Origin of the sequence: Rhizobium sp. BT04, assembly GCF_030053135.1 — a bacterium.
In the GTDB taxonomy this organism is placed as follows: domain Bacteria; phylum Pseudomonadota; class Alphaproteobacteria; order Rhizobiales; family Rhizobiaceae; genus Rhizobium; species Rhizobium binxianense.
Window position 1 is genome coordinate 82,979 of record NZ_CP125653.1, and the last position, 17,037, is coordinate 100,015.

Here is a 17,037-nt window from a genome sequence, read left to right on the forward strand (position 1 = left end):
CGGTTATCCCGGATAACCATGGCCACATCCGCATGCTCACCACACGCCTCGCAAGATATGGATATAGTTGAAGCCTTTTCGAGTCCGACTCTTAGCCGATTTTTCTCGTCACAAAGAAACTCATCGCAACTTTTTCGTCACCATTTGGCATTGACGTGAACGGCGTTCGAAATTCCTTCCGTCCTAGTCCGTCCGTACGGATGTACTGGAGTTCCGCAAGGATTTCGAAGCCGCTCTCCTGCATCAGATTGATGTGATGGCTGCGCCACTTCCGATTTATCAGGTAGGGTCGTCGTCCACGCATCATCGTCCACGTGGGCGCGCTCAAAACCCAGTGCCCATTCCAGTCGCTTGACAGACCGTGAGATTGGAAGTCGATCAGGTGCGTCGCAAACCCTCCTGGCTTCAGCCACCGAGCAATAGCGATATAGGTATCAACGAGGTTGTCCACGTGCTCCATGACTGAATGCGTCATCAGCCAGTCAGCCACACCCGCCTGCAGTACGTTGAAATCGGTCCATGGTGCGACGAACTTTAATCGTTCGCTGCCATTCACGAGGTCCGCCTTCAGCGCGTCGATTGCCTCCGCACTGAGGCGCTGTTGCACGATCCCATCTATCCGATCCCAGGCGAAGTTTGTCGGTGACGGCGGAAAAAAGATGTCGCCCGATACGGTATTATCCCAAAATGCGGCCCGCTCGCCGAAGAGTTCAATCAAACCGTTCAGGACTTCAAGATCGTGCTCGATGCTCCGGTGGTCTTGCAAGTCCAGCCCGATGTACGTGTCGATGCCCGCAAGCAGTGCGGCAAGCCCAACGCCAAGCGAACTTCCGGGGCCGACCTCGACCAATACTTCAGGTCTTTTGCCGTTCAGCCAAGGCGCTAGGTGACCGTAGTGGCGAAAGAAAAGGTCATAACAGTGGCGCGCAGAAGCAGTGCCCCCTTCTACGTGCGTATTTCGCAGTTGCGGCAGGACAAAGGAACCCAGTCCCTTGGCCAGGGAGCGAAGTGCAATATGGGTCATGGCGCCACCTTTTTCATCGAAACTCCAGCACGGCAATGTCCGGCGTGCTCTACCCAGCAGAATTCGCGTGCAACATCATCAGAGACAAAAGAAAAGCCAAGCAATATGGTTCGGCCCTGGAATCGTTAGTTGGGATTGTACGCGGCTCATAGTGATTGATATTTTCACGAATCTAAAGTCATTCATTGGGCGTACAGCAATAATCACTATGACCATGGCTGGGTTGCTGAAGCGCATGAGAGGCTGCCTCAAAAAGAATTGAGTGATTTCAGCGAGTTGCGATTCCCTCGGATTTGCGAGATTCGATGGAGTTCTTCCTCCCGTTACTGGATCGCGGCTTGCTAGCGATCTATGCAACATGAGTAATAGAGAGGGCATTCGGTAAGTGGGCGGGTGTATCTCGCTCTCCTGGTCTATATCGGGATTTCAAAAGCGCCACATGGATGCCCGCCGATCTGGGGGGCTAGCAGCAACCTTGCGGCTCACCAAGCCTCAACGCCGACGTTTGTGCCCAGGAGAAGCCTTGTCATGAACGACGCCGGTCGCCATTGTGGGATCGAATCGATAGGGAAGGCGGCTGAAGCATGTGGCGAACGATCGGATATGTTCTCGGAGTGCTTATGATCATCTTCGGACTGATCTGGATCGGCCAGGGAAGTGGCTATTTTCCCTATCCGTCGTCCAGCTTCATGATCAGGCAAACGATCTGGATCCTTTGGGGAGCCATCCTGGCGGGACTGGGAGTCATGGTCATGATCGTCCTTTCGCGGTTACACCGGAGAGGATGAGGCCGTGAACCCTTCTGATCGAGCCAATGAACTGGGGAGAATGGCATGAGCGCAGCTGAAATCGACGGTTTCGCGGCACGGATCAGGAACCACCAGGGCGGCATGATCTCCGCCTGGGTGGGTATTCCGGACGCCACGCTCGCCAACCACCTGGCGCAGGAGGCTTTCGACGCCGTCGTGCTGGATATGCAGCACGGTATGTGGGACATGCCGGCGGCAGCAAACGCCGTCGGCCAGGTGCGCCTCGCCGGCAAACCAGCCTTGGCGCGCATACCGGTCGGCGATTTCGCTTCCGCCTCGCGCCTGCTCGATGCCGGCGCCTCCGGCATCATCGCGCCGATGATCAATTCGGCCGAGGATGCACAAGCCTTCGTCAAGACCACGAAGTACCCGCCTCTCGGCGAGCGCAGCTGGGGACCGTCGCTGGCGCTGAATCATATGGGCCTGTCCGGTGATGATTATCTGAAGAACGCTAATGCTCTTACTGTCGCAATCGCCATGGTCGAGACCCGGGCGGCACTCGAGGCGATCGATGGCATTCTCGGCGTTGCCGGCATCGACGGCATTTTCGTCGGTCCTTCCGATCTTTCGATCGCGCTGTCGAACGGCGATCAGGTGGCGCCGAACGCCGCCGAGATCGACAGCGCCATGCAGCATGCGGTTTCGCGCTGCCGCGCCCACGGCAAATTCGCCTGCGCCTATGCCGCCGATGGCGAGCGGGCCGGCGAATTGCTGAAATTCGGCTTCGATCTGGTCATTGCCGGTGCGGAGACCACGCAGCTGCGCTCCGGCGCCCGCCGTGCCATCAATGCCGCCCGCAGGATCGCGTCAGGAAGCTAAGCGTTTCAGCGGGCCGGCTTGACGGCCAGCCAGATGACGTGGCGGGCGCCGCCGCGTTTGCCGTTGGCGCGGGTATTGACGGCATCGACGGAAAAGCCGCTGTCCTTCAGGCGGCGGGTGAAATCAGGGTCGGGACCGGACGACCAGACGGCGAGCACTCCGCCGGGGCGAAGCGCGTCGCGGGCGGCGCGAAGGCCGCCGAAGTCGTAGAGCCGGTCGTTGGATTTGCGGGTCAGGCCATCAGGGCCGTTGTCGACATCAAGCAGGATGGCGTCAAAGGCAGCCTTGCCGGCCCGGATCGCCTCGCCGACATCGCCCTGATGGATGTCGACGCGGGGATCGTCGAGGCAGCCCTTGAACACCTCCGCCATCGGCCCGCGCGCCCAGGCGACCACGGCCGGCACCAGTTCGGCGACGGTGACGCCGGCATCTTCGGGCAGGACGGCAAGAGCGGCGCGCAGCGTAAAGCCCATGCCGAGCCCGCCGATCAAGATCCTTGGCTTCGGGTGCGCCTTAATTCGTTCCCAGGAAAGCGTTGCCAGCGCTTCTTCCGAGCCGCTGAGACGGCTGTTCATCAGTTCGTTGGCGCCGAGCATGATCGAAAATTCGCTGCCGCGCTGCTTCAGCCTGAGTTCACCGTTTTCACCGGGAATGGTCGCGGAATCGAGCTGGATCCAGGGCAGCATGACGGTTTCGCCTCATATGACAGAGACCGTCCCCTAGCATAGGGCGCTAGATGAGGCCAGCAAGCCGGCCTCAGATCATCCGCATGAAATGATCCTGCTCGAATTCGACGATGTCGTCCTGCGGCACGGCCGAACGGCGGCGGATATCTTCCACCTCGTCGGGCCTCAGCCGGGCCTTCGGGTCGTCGAAGCGGACATCCGGATCGGGCACGGCTGAGAGCAGCAGCCGGGTATAGGGATGCAGCGGATTGTCGATCACCTTGGCGACGCTGCCCCATTCGACGATCTGGCCGGCATACATCACGGCGATGTCCTCGGCGACGTAACGGGCGGTGGCGATATCATGGGTGATGTAAAGCAGGCCGAGATTCAGCTCCCGCTTCATTTCGTTCAACAGGTTCAGCACGCCGAGGCGCACCGACACATCGAGCATCGAGGTCGGTTCGTCGGCGACGATCACCTCCGGCTTGACGGCCAAGGCCCGAGCGATGTTGACGCGCTGGCGCTGACCGCCGGAGAGTTCATGCGGATATTTCGGCGCGACGAGATCGGGATCGAGCCTGACGCGCTGCAGCAGTTCGCGGACCGCGACGTCGATCTCTGCCCCTTTGATCTCCGGGCGATGCAGCTTCAGCGGCCGGCTGAGATGATGGGCGATGGTGTGGGCGGGATTGAGCGAGGCGAAGGGGTCCTGGAAGATCATCTGCACCGAGCGGCGGTAGCGGGCGATCTCATCCGCCTTGGCCCCCTCCACAGGTCGGCCCTTGTAGAGAATCCGGCCGGATGTCGGCAGATATTCGCGCATCGCCATGCGGGCGCAGGTGGTCTTGCCACTGCCGGATTCGCCGACGAGCGCCAGCGCCCGGCCGGCATGCAGCGAAAACGAGATGGCGCGGGCCGCATGCACGGCCGCGGAACCATGGCCGAAGGTCTTCGTCACCAGGTCGAGCGCGAGAATGGCGTCCGTCATAGCAGCACTCCTCCATGCAGCGAGGGGAAGGAGGCCCAGAGTTTTTTCGTGTAGTCATGCTTGGGCGTCCTGTAGATCGCTTCGGCCGTGTTCTGCTCCACCAGCCGGCCGGCGAGCATGATGCCGATGCGGTCGCAGAACTGCACCATCAGCCCGAGATCATGGGTGATGAACAGCACGGAAAAGCCGAAGCTGCGGCGCAGTTCGTTGATGCGCTGCAGGATTTCGCGCTGGACGACGACGTCGAGCGCCGTCGTCGGCTCGTCCATGACGACGAGCTTCGGATCGAGCGCCATGCAGATGGCGATGACGATGCGCTGGCGCATGCCGCCGGAGAACTGGTGCGGATAGTCGCGCATGCGATCCGGCGCGATATCGACCAGCGTCAGCATCTCGGCGGTGCGCTCGCGGGCTGCAGCGCGGCTCATGTTCTTGTGAGTGCGCAGCATGTCGTAGAATTGCGTTTCGATGCGCAGCACCGGGTTCAGCGAGTTCATGGCGCTCTGGAAGACCATGGCGACCTCGCGCCAGCGGAAGGCGCTGAGCGCCTGCCGGTCGAGGCCGAGCACGTCGCGGCCGTCGAGCAGGATGCGGCTCTCCTTGCGGATCAGCGCCGGTGGCCTGTGCAGGCGGCTGATGGCAAAGGCGATTGTGCTCTTGCCGCAGCCGGATTCGCCGGCAAGGCCGAAGACCTCGCCGGGCGCGACATCGAAGCTGACATCGTCAACGGCGCGGAAATCCTTCTCCTCGCCGATATAATCGATGGTGAGGTTCCTGACCGAGAGCAGCGGCTGCGTCACAGGCGGCCCTCCCCGGAACGGACGAGCAGGGACCAGCGCTTCAGGTGATTGCCGGTGCGCAGTCGCGGATTGGCGATCTCGTCGACGGCGAAATTCAAGAGCGACATGCCGATGCCGAGAAAGGCGAGCGCGAAGCAGGGAGTGAGGATATCCCACCAGGCGCCGACCGAAAGAGCCGAGGCCTTCTGCGCGTTGTAGAGCATGGTGCCCCAGGAGATTGCTCGGGGATCGCCGAGGCCGAGGAACTCAAGTGTTGCCTCGGTGATAATCGCGAAGATGACGCTGCCGATGAAATTGATGCCGACGATCGATATCACGTTGGGGAAAATCTCGAAGGTCATAATGCGCCATTGCGACTCGCCCATCATCTCGGCAGATTTGACGAAATCCTTGTGCTTGACGGAAAGCGTCTCGGCGCGGGTGACGCGGGCGCCCCAGGCCCAGGAGGTGGCGCCGAGGATGAGAGCGATGACGACGGGGCTCGCCTGGCCGATGAAGGCGGCAAGCACCAGGAGCAGCGGCAGATTGGGAACGACCAGCACCATGTTGGTGAAGAAGCTGATGATCTCATCGGTCTTGCCGCCGCGATAACCGGAGATGATGCCGAGCGCGGTACCGACGAGGGTGATCAGCAGGCCGGCGCCGAAGCCGACAGCAAGCGAGGTTCGCGCGCCGTAGAGCAGCCGGGCAAAGACATCCTGGCCGAGGCGGGTGGTGCCGAGGATGTGGTCGAGCGACGGCGGCTGGTGCGGCCGTCCGGTGCGGGCGGCGGGATCATATTGCGTCAGCAGCGGTGCAGCGATCGCCACGATGACGATGACGACGATGATGATTAGACCGGTGAGCGCCTTGCGATTTCGAAGCAGGGTCTTCATCTCACGCTCCCTTCAGCCGGGGGTCGAGCAAGATATAGCTGACGTCGACGATAAAGTTGGCGATCAGCATGGTCGCGGTCATGATGAGCAACTGACCCTGGATGACGGGGTAATCGCGGGCGAGGATCGCCTGGTAGAGAATGTTGCCGAGGCCGGGATAGTTATAGACGACCTCCGTCACCAGCGAGCCGCCGAGGATGGTGCCGATGGCGATGGCAAGGCTGGAGACGGTTGGCAACAGGGCGTTGCGCGCTGCGTACCAGAGCATCACATGCCGGTCGGAAAGGCCCTTGGCGCGGGCCATGACGATATAATCCTCGCCGAGCAGGTTGATCATGTTGTTGCGCATAGTGACGGTGAAGCCGCCGATCAGCACGGTGCAGAGCGTCACCATCGGCAGGATGCCGTGATAGGCGAGGCTGCCGATATATTGCAGGCTGAAGGCCGGATCGAGCGATGGGTCGGCGGCATAACCGTTCGGAAACCAGCCGAGCGTGAAGCCGAAGATGAAGAGCACGATCAGAGAGGTAACGACGGCCGGTACCGAGGTGGCGAAGATCGCGCCGACGGAGACGATGACATCGAACTTGCTGCCGCGGCGCCAGGCGGCGACGATGCCGAGGAAGGTGCCGAGCGCGAAGCTCACGATCGTCGCCGTGCCCATCAGGCCGACGGTCCAGACGAGCGCATGGCCGAGCACCGAGGTGACCGGCAGCGGAAAATATTTGATCGAGCGGCCGAGATCGCCGGTGAAGATGCTGCCGAGATAAGTGAGGTACTGCTGCCAGAGCGGACCGTCGACGAAACCGAAGGTAAGTTTCAGCGCCTGCAGGCTTTCTGGCGGCAATTCGGTGCCGGCGCTCGAGAACATGATCTGCACCGGATCGCCCGGCATCAGCCGCGGCAGGAAGAAATTGATCGTCGCTGCCGCGATGAAGGCTGCCATGTAGAAGACGAGGCGGCGAAGCAGGAAAGCCATGGGGACTCCATCGTGACGGAGCGGCGCTTTACGCCGCTCCCGAGGATTGCAATGCTTACTTGATCGGCTCGAGAGCGAGCAGGTTCAGCAGGCGTGCCGGATTGGTCCGCGAGATCGACGGATTGACGAAGGGGTTTTCCTTGGTCGACCAGCCGGTGAAGCGCTTGGTGTTGTACTGATACCAGTTCGGATTGTTGAACACCGGAATCATCGGCAGGTTTTCGGCGACGATGCGCTGCGCCTTGTTCATCGCGTCCTTTTGCTTGGCAAGGTCGGCGGTATGGGTGAACTCGGTGACGAGTTTCTCGACCTCCGGGTTGAACCAGCGCTGCGCGGTGAAGCGGGTCTTGCCCTTATCCGAGGCGCTGAAGGCGCGCTTGTAGGGGTAATAGGGCGAGGCCGATGCCGGCAGGCTGTTGATCGCCGCATCGAAGGTGCCGTTGATGAGGTTGCCGGTCCAGACGGCTTCCTCCGGCGTTTCGATCTTGGCGTCGACGCCGACCGCCTGCATGCCCTCGACGGCGAGGTTGACGGTGTCGATCCAGTCGGTCCAGGCGCTGGGGACGATGATCGAGAAGGAGATCTTGGTGCCGTCGGGATTGTCGCGGAAGCCGTCGCCGTCCTTGTCCTTGTAGCCCGCCTCGTCCAGCAGGGCCTTGGCGGCATCGGCGTCATAGGTTGCGAACTTGCCGAAGTCGGCCTTGACGGATGGGTCCGCCCAGCTCTTGTAAAGCTCACCCATCAAGCCGGGGTCTTCGTTCAGCGTCGGATAGCCGTAGCCGGCGACGTCGATCATCGTCTTGCGGTCGAGCGCCATCGAGACGGCACGGCGGAACTTCAGGTCGTTGAAGGCCTTCTTGTTGTTCTCGTTCGCCGTTTCCAGGTTGAACAGGAAGGCGACCATGCTGCTTGGCGAATACCAGTAATGGAAATGCGCCGGATCCTTGGAAACATAGACATTGTCGATATCGGGAATGAAGGAGACGCCCCAGTCGAGCGTGCCGTCGGCCGTTGCGGTCAGCATCTGATTGTTGTCGGCAAGCTGCGGGAAGCGCATGCAATCGACCTTCAGGTGCTCGTTGTCCCAGTAGTTCGGGTTGCGGCACTGGTCGTAGGTCTGACCGGTGAAGCGCGGCACTTCCGTCAGCGGGCCGCTGCCAACAGGGGTTTCGTTGGCGAAGGTGACCGGATCGGCAACGTCCTTCCAGACATGTTCCGGAACGATCGGCAATTGCGAGATCTGCTCGGCGGCGAGCGAGCTCGGATTGGCGAGCGTGAAGCGCACCGTCTGGCCGTCGACCGCCTGGACATCGGTGATGAAGGTCCAGATGCTGACGAAGTCGAGCGCCGGAAATTTCTTCAGGTAATCATAGGTGAACTTGACGTCGGCTGCGGTCAGCGGCTTGCCGTCCGACCATTTCAGGTTCGGGCGCAGCTTGAAATCGATGCTTTTCAGGTCGTCGGAGAGTTTGAAGCTTTCGGCCAGGCGATAGACCGGCTTGTTGCTGTCGAAGCGGTTGAAAATAACCAGCGGCTCGTAGATGAAGTCGAGCGTCGACTGGCGCGACGAGGTCTGGTTGAACGGGTTGAAGTTGCGAACCCAGGTCGTCGCCGGTTCGATATTCACCGTCAGGACCGTCTGCGCCATGGCAGAACCCGAAAGCAGTGTCAGCGCGGCGGCGGCAAGAAGATATTTTTTCATGTTTATTCCCCTTTTTTATGCGGTGAGAGATGACGTGCCGGTCAGAAGACCAGCGCGCTTGCAAACATGTTTTCGACTTCAGCGTGGGCGGCGCGGACATCGATCTTGAGATTGCCGAGGCGGGCCTTGCCGGTAGCGATCCGCTGCAGGGCAGCTTCCGTCAGCGGGCGGGCGGCCTTGGCGGCGGCTTCGCTTTCCGGGATGTCGCCATGGCTGTGGAGCGCAATATCGAAGCCTGCGTCGAGCACCTGTTTAACGCGTTCCGGCAGGGTGCCGGAGAGCGACTCCATGAAGATGCAGTCTGATATCAGCACGCCGTCATAACCCATGTCGTTGCGGATCACGTCGTGCATGATCGGCGAGACCGATGCCGGCAGCTCCGCGTCATAGGCCGAATAGACGACATGGGCGACCATCGCCCAGGGCGTATCCTTCAGCGCCACGAACGGCTTGAAATCGGTGGCGGTGAGCGTCTCGCGGCTGGCATTGACGACCGGACGCTCCTTGTGGGAGTCGAGCGTCGCACGGCCATGGCCGGGAATGTGCTTGATGACGGGCATGTTGCCGGTCTCGAGCAGGCCATCGACCACCTCGCGGCCGAGGGCAGCGATGAAATCGGGATCAGGGCCGAAGGAGCGGGCGCCGATGACCGCGCTCGTCGTCTCGAAGACGAGATCGAGAACGGGCGAGCAGCCGCTGGAAAGGCCGAGTTCCGTCATCATCGCGCCCATGGCCTGGGAGGAAAGGCGCAGTGCTTTTTTGCCGAGATCAAAATCGCGGCGGGCAAGCTCGGCAAACTGGCCGAAACTGCGGAAGAGCGGCCAGGGGCCGGCATCGAGATGCTGGACGCGGCCGCCTTCCTGGTCGGTGAAGACAGGCGCATCATCGCGGCCGACAGCTTCGCGGAAGCGCTCGATCAGACGCCTCGTCTGCTCCGGTTCGCGCTGATTGCGCCGGCCGACGAAGAGGCCGAGCGGATTGGTCTCGCGATAGAGGGCGAATTCATCATCCGAAATCGTGGGGGTGGGAAGGCCGACGAAAAGGGCGAGCGGGGTCGAGGACAATTCTGGAACTCCGGGATCAGATGGTCATTTCGGCGCGCTTCGCAGCATGCCTTCATAGATGCCCTTGTCGGGGGCGGGGATGGTGATTGCGCCTGCCGCCTTGGCGTAAAAATCGACCGGCCCGGCATCGCCGATGAAGGCATAGGCGTGACCGAGTGTCTTCATCGTCTGAAGGCAGGCGGAAAACAGCGCGAGCCCGATGCCCTTGCCGCGCGCGTCGCGGTCGACACCGGTCGGGCCGAAGAAGCCGCGCGCCGTCGTCTCATAGCAGGCAAAGCCGAGCAGCCTGCCGCCGTCGACTGATATCAGGCAAGCAACGGGCTGGCGGGAGAAGGCGACGGCGACCTCGCTTGCCCAGTTCTCGCTGAACCGTTCGCGAACCCAGCCGAGAACGAGATGCAGTTCCGGGGGGAGGGCCGGGCGGATGGAGACGCCGACGCGGGCAGCTTTTTGCTGCAGGTCGGCGAGCTCGGTGGAATATAGGTTCACAAGCAGGTCTGGCACCTGTCATTCCTCCTCTTATTCCGTTATTACGGAATTTATCCCCTTTTAATGTTATAGACTTGGCCATCCGATCGAGCTTGTCAACAAGGTTTTTCGACGAGCCAAAGAGATGGCCTGCGACTGAGCCGCGGTTTCAACGCAAAGTAGGTGCCGAACGCAAAACGGCCCGGGGAGACCGGGCCGTTTTCGATGGCACGTGTTCGCTGTGCGTCTATTTGTCGTCCTTCCAGAGCCCATGAAAATGCTGCACCGGGCCGTGGCCGGAGCCGACGGTGAGGTCTCCGGCGGCGGCGACCGCGCCGGCGAGGTATTCCTTCGCGATGGCGACCGCCTCCCGCGCCGAGGCGCCCTTGGCGAGTTCGGCCGCCAGCGCGCTAGAGAGCGTGCAGCCGGTGCCATGCGTGTTCTTGGTCGGCACGCGTCGGGCTTCGAACCAATACAGGCCGTCGGCGGTGGCCAGCACGTCGGGGCTCTCGTCGCTGTCGAGATGGCCGCCCTTGACGAGCACGGCGGCCGGGCCAAGCGCCCGCAGCTGTTCGGCCTGCGCTGCCATCTCCGCGCGATTGGTCGCAACCGGCCGGTGCAGCAGGGCGGCGGCCTCGGGAAGGTTCGGGGTCAGAAGGGTTGCGACCGGCAGCAGCCGGCGGGTCAGCACGTCGATGGCTTCCGGCGCAAGCAGGGCGGCCCCACCCTTGGCAATCATCACCGGATCGATGACGATAGGGATGCTGCGCCGATCCGCCAATGCTTCGGCGACGGCCTCGGCAATGCCGGCATTGGCGATCATGCCGATCTTGACGGCATCGACGCGCACATCGGCAAAGACCACATTGATCTGGTCGGCGACGAATTGCGGCGGCACCAGATGCACGCCGCTGACACCTTGGGTATTCTGCGCCGTCAACGCGGTCAGCACCGCCATGCCGTAGACGCCGCGGGCGGAAAAAGCCTTGAGATCGGCCTGGATGCCGGCGCCGCCGGAGGGATCGGAGCCGGCGATCGAGAGAACGTTGCGGATCATGCACGGGCCTTTCGGATTTCGGCGGCGATGCGGCGTGTGGCCGCTTCAGGGTCGGGCGTGCCTGCGATCGCCGAGACGACGGCAAGACCCTTGGCGCCTGCGGCAAACACTTGCGCCACATGATCCGCCTTGAGGCCGCCGATCGCCACCGACGGCACCGGCGAGGCCTTCACCAGCCTGGCAAGACCGTCAAAGCCGATCGGCTGCTTGTGGTCGGCTTTGGTCGGTGTCGCAAACACCGGTCCGACGCCGGTATAATCGACCAGACTGGGATCGACGGCAGCGGCAAGCGCCTCGGTTTCGACCGACAGGCCGAGGATCATCTCGGGGCCGATCATCGCCCGCGCGGTGCGCGCATCCACGTCCTCCTGGCCGATATGCAGACCGTCGGCGCCGATGGCGATGGCCGCCTCGACATCGTCGTTGACGATGAGCAGGGCGCCGGTCCCAACAAGTGCCTGTTTCAGGACGCGGCCGGTCGCAATCATCGCGGTGGTGCCGGCCTGTTTGTCGCGCAATTGCACCATCGTCGCGCCGCCGGCAACGGCGAGGCGCGCCGTTTCGACCATGCCGATCCCGGCGCAGAGTTCGGGGTCGAGCACGAGATAGAGCGAAAGGTCGAAAACCTTCATGCGGCCGATACCCTTGCCCTGGCATCCAGCGTTTCGGCGTCGAGCGCGGCCAGCGCATCCAGGAAGCGCCAGGCGAAGGAGCCCGGGCCGGCCGCCCCGAGCGCGGCAGCCTCGCCGGCGACGGCGAAGGTTGAAAGTGCGCCGACCGTCGCCCCGAAGATATCATCCGGCGCTGTGGCGGCAAAGGCGCCGACGAGGCAGGTGAGCGAGCAGCCGAGCGCGGTGACCTGCGGCATCAGGGCCGATCCGCCTGTTATACGGACGGCCCTTTCACCATCGGTGACGAAATCCACAGCGCCGGTGACGGCGACGACCGCCTGCTGGCGCTCGGCGAGCCGGCGCGCCGATCCTTCGGCCTGCTCGACCGGGTCGCGGCTGTCGACGCCCTGGCCGCGGCTCTCTCCGCCGGCAAGCGCGATGATCTCCGAGGCGTTGCCGCGGATGATCGTGGGCTTGAGCGCCAGCAGAGCCGCGACCGCATCGCGGCGGAAAGCCGTGGCATAATGGGCGACCGGATCGAGCACCCACGGCTTGCCGGCCGATGTCGCCGCCTTCGCAGCCGCCTGCATGCCGTCGATCCATTGCGTCGACAGCGTGCCGATATTGACAGTCAGCGCATTCGCGATCCCGGCGAATTCGCCGGCTTCCTCAGCGGCATGCACCATGGCCGGCGAGGCGCCCGCGGCAAGCAGAACATTGGCGGCGATATTCATGGCGACGTAATTGGTGATGCACTGAACGAGCGGCGGCTTCTCGCGCATCGCTTTCAGCATTGCTCCTGGTGTGGTCCTGGTCTGCATGTGGCCCCTTTCAGGCGGGGGCGGGCACGGGGCGGTTCGTGCGGGCTCAGCCGCGACCCCGAGCGACTCCCTCCGCCGGCATTATCCGGTTCAGGTTCGAAGGGTGCTTCTCAGCCCGTCTGTCGACGAACGCCCCTGTCTCTCATCGCGTTTCTTTTCGCAGAGAACGGGGCGGATGTCACCTCGAAAATGACAGTACTGCGACGGCGCGGCGCGTGAAGCCGGTACCGGCAAACGGAACGCAATCTCCCAGAACGCGAAGTAAATACCTAACGCAAACTTTACCGTGCTGACACGTTAAGGTTGACCGGATTGCGGATTGCAGCGATACGATCTTGCCAGCAAATAAAATCTTCCTGAAGTTGTATTTTAAATGAGAAAATTTTTGAAAAGCGGTATGAAGCGAGGCCTTCGTGATACCGCCCCGGTTCTGATATCCACGGCTTGTGTTCACTTCGATTGCGGGGCGCCAACGAAATGAATACTTGCTACCGGCGGTGCAGTGTTGCTTCTTCGCCACAACCGAACCGAATTGCGGTGAGCCCCAGCATCCCCGTGGCGCCATATTTCCGGGTGAGCTACATGTCAGCAGAGAGCCGCGGCACGCGGTCCGGCGAGTGGTATCGAGAGCGGAGAATCCGCAGCTTTGAGGGATAAGTTCCGCACATGGATGGCGTCGTTTCGCAGCAGCTGGACTCCGGTCTTCGTGCGCTCTGCGGCATCGCCGCATTCTATCGGATCGCTGCGGATGCGGTTCAGCTAGAGCACGACTTGGCATTGAAGGGGCGCATGTCCCAGCCCATCGACATTCAGCGGGCAGCCAAAATCATCGGACTCAAGGCACGTGTGGTCGAGAAGGTCACGGCGCGACGCCTTCGAACCATGCCAGTCCCCGCTATCGTCCAAGTTCGCAGCGGATCCTTTCAGGTGCTCGGCGGGTTGAATCCCTCTGGAAAATACCGGCTTGTCGATCCCATAACGCGCGCTGATCGCGAGATTGCTCCGTCGGATATATTAGCCGAAATCGACGCGCGCGTTATTCTTGTGGGCCGGCGGATCAGAGGAGAAGGGTCGGACCCGCGAGAATTCGGCTTCAAGTGGTTTCTGCCGTCGATCTGGCGTTATCGAAAGCCGCTCGCGCATGTATTGCTCGCATCGCTGTTTGTGCAGATCTTTGCGCTCATCACGCCTTTGTTCTTTCAGGTCGTGGTCGACAAGGTGCTGACGCATAAGGGCTATTCAACGCTGTTTGTGCTTGTCGCCGGCATCGCGATCGTTGGCCTGTTCGATGTCATGCTCCAGTATCTGAGAGCCTATGCGCTGGCTCACACGACGAACCGGATCGACGTCGAGCTCGGCCAACGCTTGTTCCATCACCTGCTACGGCTGCCGTTGGAGTATTTCGAGACGCGGTCTGCCGGTCAGACCGTCGCCCGCGTCCGCGAACTGGAAACCATACGGGCATTCCTGACCGGGCAGGGACTGTTTTCGGCCCTCGATGTCGTTTTCATCTTTGTCTTCATCGCGGTTCTTTTCGCTTATTCCTGGAGCTTGACGCTGATCGTCATTGCCGCCATCCCGATCTACATCCTGATCGGAAGCGTGGTGCGACCGCCGCTGCGCGAATTCGTCAAGGAGAAGTTCAATCGCGGCGCGGCAAGCCAGCAGTTTCTGGTCGAAGCCGTCGTCGGCATCCACACGGTAAAGTCCGCCGCGGTGGAGCCGGTGATGCAGGCGCAGTGGGAGGAGAAGCTCGCAGCTTACGTGCGAACAGCCTTCGATACGACAATGCTGGGCGTCGGCGGGCAAAACGCCATTCAATATGTGAGCAAGCTTTCGACGGCTGCCCTTCTTCTTTTCGGTGCAAGGGCGGTCATCGAAGGCGAGCTTTCGGTCGGCTCACTTGTCGCCTTCAACATGATTGCCGGGCAGGTCACCCAGCCGATCCTGAGGCTGTCCCAACTCTGGCAGGATTTCCAGCAGGTGCAGATCTCGGTCGACAGGCTCGGCGATATCCTCAACACGCCGATAGAGCGTCAGCCAAACGCGCGGTTGTCGTTGCCTGCACCAAAGGGAAAAATCGATTTTCGAAACGTCACCTTCCGGTATCGGCCCGGCTCACCGGAGGTGCTGAAAAACATATCGCTTGAAGTAAAGCCGGGAGAGGTCATCGGCATCGTCGGCACCTCGGGCTCGGGAAAGTCGACGCTCGCGAAACTGGTGCAGCGTCTTTATATCCCCGAAGAGGGGCAGGTCCTTCTTGACGGCATGGATCTCTCCCAGCTCGATCCCGCCTGGCTTCGAAGCCACATCGGAGTCGTTCTCCAAGAGAACCTGCTGTTCAACCGGACGATCCACGACAATATCGCCTTCTCAAACCCGGCGATGCAACGCGCCCAGGTTATTGCTGTCGCCAAGCTCGCCGGGGCGGATGAATTCATTTTGCGATTGCCGCATGGTTACGACACGATGATCGAAGAGCGCGGCGCCAACCTGTCCGGCGGCCAGCGCCAGAGGATCGCCATTGCCCGTGCGCTTGCCACCACTCCCCCGATCCTGATTTTCGATGAAGCGACCAGCGCCCTCGACTATGAAAGCGAGCGCGTCGTGCAAACCAACATGCACCAGATCGCCGCCGGCCGCACCGTTATCATCATCGCGCATCGGCTCGCCGCCGTACGGCCTTGCAACCGCATCATCGGCATGGCGGACGGACGCATAGTGGAAATCGGCAGCCATGATGATCTGCTCAAGCGCCCGGGCGGGCTCTATGCGCGGCTTTGGGCCTTGCAGAACGACAGAGGCGTCGCATGAAAGGTAATGTCGCCAAAGCCGTTCGATATGCCGGCCTTCCCCCGCGCCCGTTGGCGCGATCCGACCACGAGTTTCTGGCGCCGGCGCTCGAAATTCTGGAGACGCCGGCCTCGCCGGTGCGTCTGGCGCTGATCCTGATCATTTGCGCCTTCGTCACGACGGCGTTGATCTGGTCTTATATCGGCCGCATCGACATCATCGCGGCCGCACAAGGCAAAATTCAGCCGACCGGCCGCGTCAAAGTTGTTCAGCCATTGTTGACAGGCAAGGTGAAGGCACTTCCGCCGCCGAATGGCGCGCCCGTCAAGAGCGGTGATATCCTGCTCGAACTCGACCCGACGGATGCCATTGCCGATGAGACGGACGCAACAAAAGGCCTGGCGTCCGTGAGATCAGAGGTCCGTCGTCGAAAAGCCGCGGTGGACTATGTTCGGTCTCAGGAGAGCGACCAGCCGCTGCCGACGATCTCCTGGGATGCAGATGTGCCCGAGGAATTGCGTCGTCGTGAAGAAGGCATCCTGCGGGGCGATCTCGAGCAATTCCAGGCCGCGGCTGCGTCGCTCGATGCTCAGAAGTACCAGAAGGAAGTGGAGCGCGATCGTCTGGTCGTGACGGTTGCGGCTCAGAACTCGCTGGTTGAGACCCTGAAAGAGCGCGTGGCGATGCGCAGTGCGCTGGCTTCGAAGGACGCCGGCACGATGGCGAGTGTGATCGATGCCACGGAAACATTGAAAGAGCAGGCGACACAGCTTGCCGTGCAGGAGAGCCACCTCGCAGATGCCGTGGCCGGCATCGAGGTCTTCGCGCGGGAGAAGGACAAGCTGACGCGAACCTTCCTGAGCGATCAACTCGGGCGGCTCGGCGATGCGGAGCGTCGGGTCGAAGAACTGGAGCAGAGGCTGGCGAAAGCCAGGAATGTTCGCGAGCAGATGACCTTGCGCAGTCCAATAGACGGCACGGTGCAGGCGTCTTCGATTACCAGTGTGGGTCAAGTGGTGACCGTCGGCCAGGATGTGATGCGTGTCGTGCCTGAGGGGAGCGCGTTGGAGCTCGAAGTCTACGCTTTGAACAAGGACATCGGCTTCATCAAAATCGGACAGGACGCTGTCGTCAAGCTCGAAGCCTTTCCCTTCACCCGCTACGGAACGATCGCAGCCCACGTCACCAAAATTGCGGCAGATGCGATCCCTGAACCCGACGCCGCACGCCGTGAGGGCGACCCTGCGGCAAGACAGGCGGAGACAACGTTCGGCGGCGCCGAAAGAATGCAGAACCTGGTTTTTCCGGTCACATTGAGCCTCGAGACCGACCAGATTTCAGCAGATGGCCGTAACGTCAAGTTAAGTGCGGGCATGGCAGCAATTGCGGAAGTGCGAACGGGCGAGCGCAGAATGCTGGAATATGTCTTTTCGCCTTTGGTTGAGGTCGCGGAGGAAGCACTTCATGAGCGATAGTTGCGAAGATCAAAAACTTTCTGAACATAATTGAAGCTTTTAGTTGAAGTTTCCCCTTTTGTGCAGCAGAGGGAAACGGCATTA

The 17,037-nt window shown here is 61.6% G+C and carries 16 protein-coding genes and 1 riboswitch; of the genes, 4 read left to right on the top strand and 12 right to left on the bottom strand.

Annotated elements, in window-relative coordinates; translation table 11 throughout:
• Window positions 1–91: 91 nt before the first annotated feature.
• Window positions 92–1,024, bottom strand: a complete 933-nt coding sequence (locus QMO82_RS31645) for a hypothetical protein (protein WP_183609044.1) — start codon at window positions 1,022–1,024, stop codon at window positions 92–94.
• Window positions 1,025–1,608: 584 nt separating this feature from the next.
• On the opposite strand from QMO82_RS31645, the gene QMO82_RS31650 reads away from it, so the two are divergent.
• Together QMO82_RS31650 and QMO82_RS31655 are read left to right on the top strand one after the other, a co-directional pair.
• The gene (locus QMO82_RS31650) at window positions 1,609–1,812 is read left to right on the top strand and encodes a hypothetical protein (RefSeq protein ID WP_246718352.1); all 204 of its coding nucleotides are present in this window, start codon (window positions 1,609–1,611) and stop codon (window positions 1,810–1,812) included.
• Between the two features lie 45 nt (window positions 1,813–1,857).
• On the top strand, window positions 1,858–2,652 hold the full coding sequence (locus QMO82_RS31655; RefSeq protein ID WP_183609045.1) for an HpcH/HpaI aldolase/citrate lyase family protein: 795 nt from the start codon (window positions 1,858–1,860) through the stop codon (window positions 2,650–2,652).
• Window positions 2,653–2,657: 5 nt separating this feature from the next.
• Here QMO82_RS31655 and QMO82_RS31660 read toward each other — a convergent pair whose 3' ends face one another.
• From QMO82_RS31660 to thiM, 11 genes are all read right to left on the bottom strand, one after another.
• Window positions 2,658–3,338 carry a spermidine synthase gene (locus QMO82_RS31660; RefSeq protein ID WP_183609046.1) on the bottom strand — a complete coding sequence of 227 codons (681 nt, stop codon included), beginning with the start codon at window positions 3,336–3,338 and terminating at the stop codon, window positions 2,658–2,660.
• Between the two features lie 70 nt (window positions 3,339–3,408).
• The gene (locus QMO82_RS31665) at window positions 3,409–4,308 is read right to left on the bottom strand and encodes an ABC transporter ATP-binding protein (RefSeq protein WP_183609047.1); all 900 of its coding nucleotides are present in this window, start codon (window positions 4,306–4,308) and stop codon (window positions 3,409–3,411) included.
• Window positions 4,305–5,108, bottom strand: a complete 804-nt coding sequence (locus QMO82_RS31670; RefSeq protein WP_183609048.1) for an ABC transporter ATP-binding protein — start codon at window positions 5,106–5,108, stop codon at window positions 4,305–4,307. The genes QMO82_RS31665 and QMO82_RS31670 overlap by 4 nt, the downstream gene beginning before the upstream one ends.
• Window positions 5,105–5,983, bottom strand: a complete 879-nt coding sequence (locus QMO82_RS31675; RefSeq protein WP_183609049.1) for an ABC transporter permease — start codon at window positions 5,981–5,983, stop codon at window positions 5,105–5,107. Before QMO82_RS31675 ends, QMO82_RS31670 begins: the two co-directional genes overlap by 4 nt.
• 1 nt (window position 5,984) lies before the next feature.
• A complete protein-coding gene (locus QMO82_RS31680; RefSeq protein ID WP_128403952.1) occupies window positions 5,985–6,962 on the bottom strand; it encodes an ABC transporter permease in 978 nt (325 codons plus the stop codon).
• Window positions 6,963–7,017: 55 nt separating this feature from the next.
• Window positions 7,018–8,664, bottom strand: a complete 1,647-nt coding sequence (locus tag QMO82_RS31685) for an ABC transporter substrate-binding protein (protein ID WP_183609050.1) — start codon at window positions 8,662–8,664, stop codon at window positions 7,018–7,020.
• A 41-nt stretch (window positions 8,665–8,705) separates the two neighbouring features.
• Window positions 8,706–9,728, bottom strand: a complete 1,023-nt coding sequence (locus QMO82_RS31690; RefSeq protein ID WP_183609051.1) for a glycoside hydrolase family 3 protein — start codon at window positions 9,726–9,728, stop codon at window positions 8,706–8,708.
• A gap of 24 nt (window positions 9,729–9,752) precedes the next feature.
• Window positions 9,753–10,232 carry a GNAT family N-acetyltransferase gene (locus QMO82_RS31695; protein WP_183609052.1) on the bottom strand — a complete coding sequence of 160 codons (480 nt, stop codon included), beginning with the start codon at window positions 10,230–10,232 and terminating at the stop codon, window positions 9,753–9,755.
• Between the two features lie 211 nt (window positions 10,233–10,443).
• A complete protein-coding gene (gene thiD, locus QMO82_RS31700) occupies window positions 10,444–11,253 on the bottom strand; it encodes a bifunctional hydroxymethylpyrimidine kinase/phosphomethylpyrimidine kinase (RefSeq protein ID WP_183609053.1) in 810 nt (269 codons plus the stop codon).
• Window positions 11,250–11,885, bottom strand: a complete 636-nt coding sequence (gene thiE / locus QMO82_RS31705; RefSeq protein WP_183609054.1) for a thiamine phosphate synthase — start codon at window positions 11,883–11,885, stop codon at window positions 11,250–11,252. Before thiE ends, thiD begins: the two co-directional genes overlap by 4 nt.
• A complete protein-coding gene (gene thiM, locus QMO82_RS31710) occupies window positions 11,882–12,685 on the bottom strand; it encodes a hydroxyethylthiazole kinase (RefSeq protein WP_183609055.1) in 804 nt (267 codons plus the stop codon). Before thiM ends, thiE begins: the two co-directional genes overlap by 4 nt.
• A gap of 50 nt (window positions 12,686–12,735) precedes the next feature.
• Window positions 12,736–12,832: riboswitch (TPP riboswitch) on the bottom strand.
• A gap of 519 nt (window positions 12,833–13,351) precedes the next feature.
• Here thiM and QMO82_RS31715 point away from each other — a divergent pair.
• A complete protein-coding gene (locus QMO82_RS31715; protein ID WP_183609056.1) occupies window positions 13,352–15,499 on the top strand; it encodes a type I secretion system permease/ATPase in 2,148 nt (715 codons plus the stop codon).
• Complete coding sequence (locus QMO82_RS31720; RefSeq protein ID WP_183609080.1) at window positions 15,496–16,953, top strand: HlyD family type I secretion periplasmic adaptor subunit; 1,458 nt, start codon at window positions 15,496–15,498, stop codon at window positions 16,951–16,953. Before QMO82_RS31715 ends, QMO82_RS31720 begins: the two co-directional genes overlap by 4 nt.
• Window positions 16,954–17,037: the final 84 nt, after the last annotated feature.

What these genes read in the sequence shown, in the direction of transcription:
- QMO82_RS31645 (WP_183609044.1), bottom strand. Translation starts at nt 1,024, where the DNA reads ATGACCCATATTGCACTTCGCTCCCTGGCCAAGGGACTGGGTTCCTTT.
- QMO82_RS31650 (WP_246718352.1), top strand. Translation starts at nt 1,609, where the DNA reads ATGTGGCGAACGATCGGATATGTTCTCGGAGTGCTTATGATCATCTTC.
- QMO82_RS31655 (WP_183609045.1), top strand. Translation starts at nt 1,858, where the DNA reads ATGAGCGCAGCTGAAATCGACGGTTTCGCGGCACGGATCAGGAACCAC.
- QMO82_RS31660 (WP_183609046.1), bottom strand. Translation starts at nt 3,338, where the DNA reads ATGCTGCCCTGGATCCAGCTCGATTCCGCGACCATTCCCGGTGAAAAC.
- QMO82_RS31665 (WP_183609047.1), bottom strand. Translation starts at nt 4,308, where the DNA reads ATGACGGACGCCATTCTCGCGCTCGACCTGGTGACGAAGACCTTCGGC.
- QMO82_RS31675 (WP_183609049.1), bottom strand. Translation starts at nt 5,983, where the DNA reads ATGAAGACCCTGCTTCGAAATCGCAAGGCGCTCACCGGTCTAATCATC.
- QMO82_RS31680 (WP_128403952.1), bottom strand. Translation starts at nt 6,962, where the DNA reads ATGGCTTTCCTGCTTCGCCGCCTCGTCTTCTACATGGCAGCCTTCATC.
- QMO82_RS31685 (WP_183609050.1), bottom strand. Translation starts at nt 8,664, where the DNA reads ATGAAAAAATATCTTCTTGCCGCCGCCGCGCTGACACTGCTTTCGGGT.
- thiD (WP_183609053.1), bottom strand. Translation starts at nt 11,253, where the DNA reads ATGATCCGCAACGTTCTCTCGATCGCCGGCTCCGATCCCTCCGGCGGC.
- thiE (WP_183609054.1), bottom strand. Translation starts at nt 11,885, where the DNA reads ATGAAGGTTTTCGACCTTTCGCTCTATCTCGTGCTCGACCCCGAACTC.
- thiM (WP_183609055.1), bottom strand. Translation starts at nt 12,685, where the DNA reads ATGCAGACCAGGACCACACCAGGAGCAATGCTGAAAGCGATGCGCGAG.
- QMO82_RS31715 (WP_183609056.1), top strand. Translation starts at nt 13,352, where the DNA reads ATGGATGGCGTCGTTTCGCAGCAGCTGGACTCCGGTCTTCGTGCGCTC.
- QMO82_RS31720 (WP_183609080.1), top strand. Translation starts at nt 15,496, where the DNA reads ATGAAAGGTAATGTCGCCAAAGCCGTTCGATATGCCGGCCTTCCCCCG.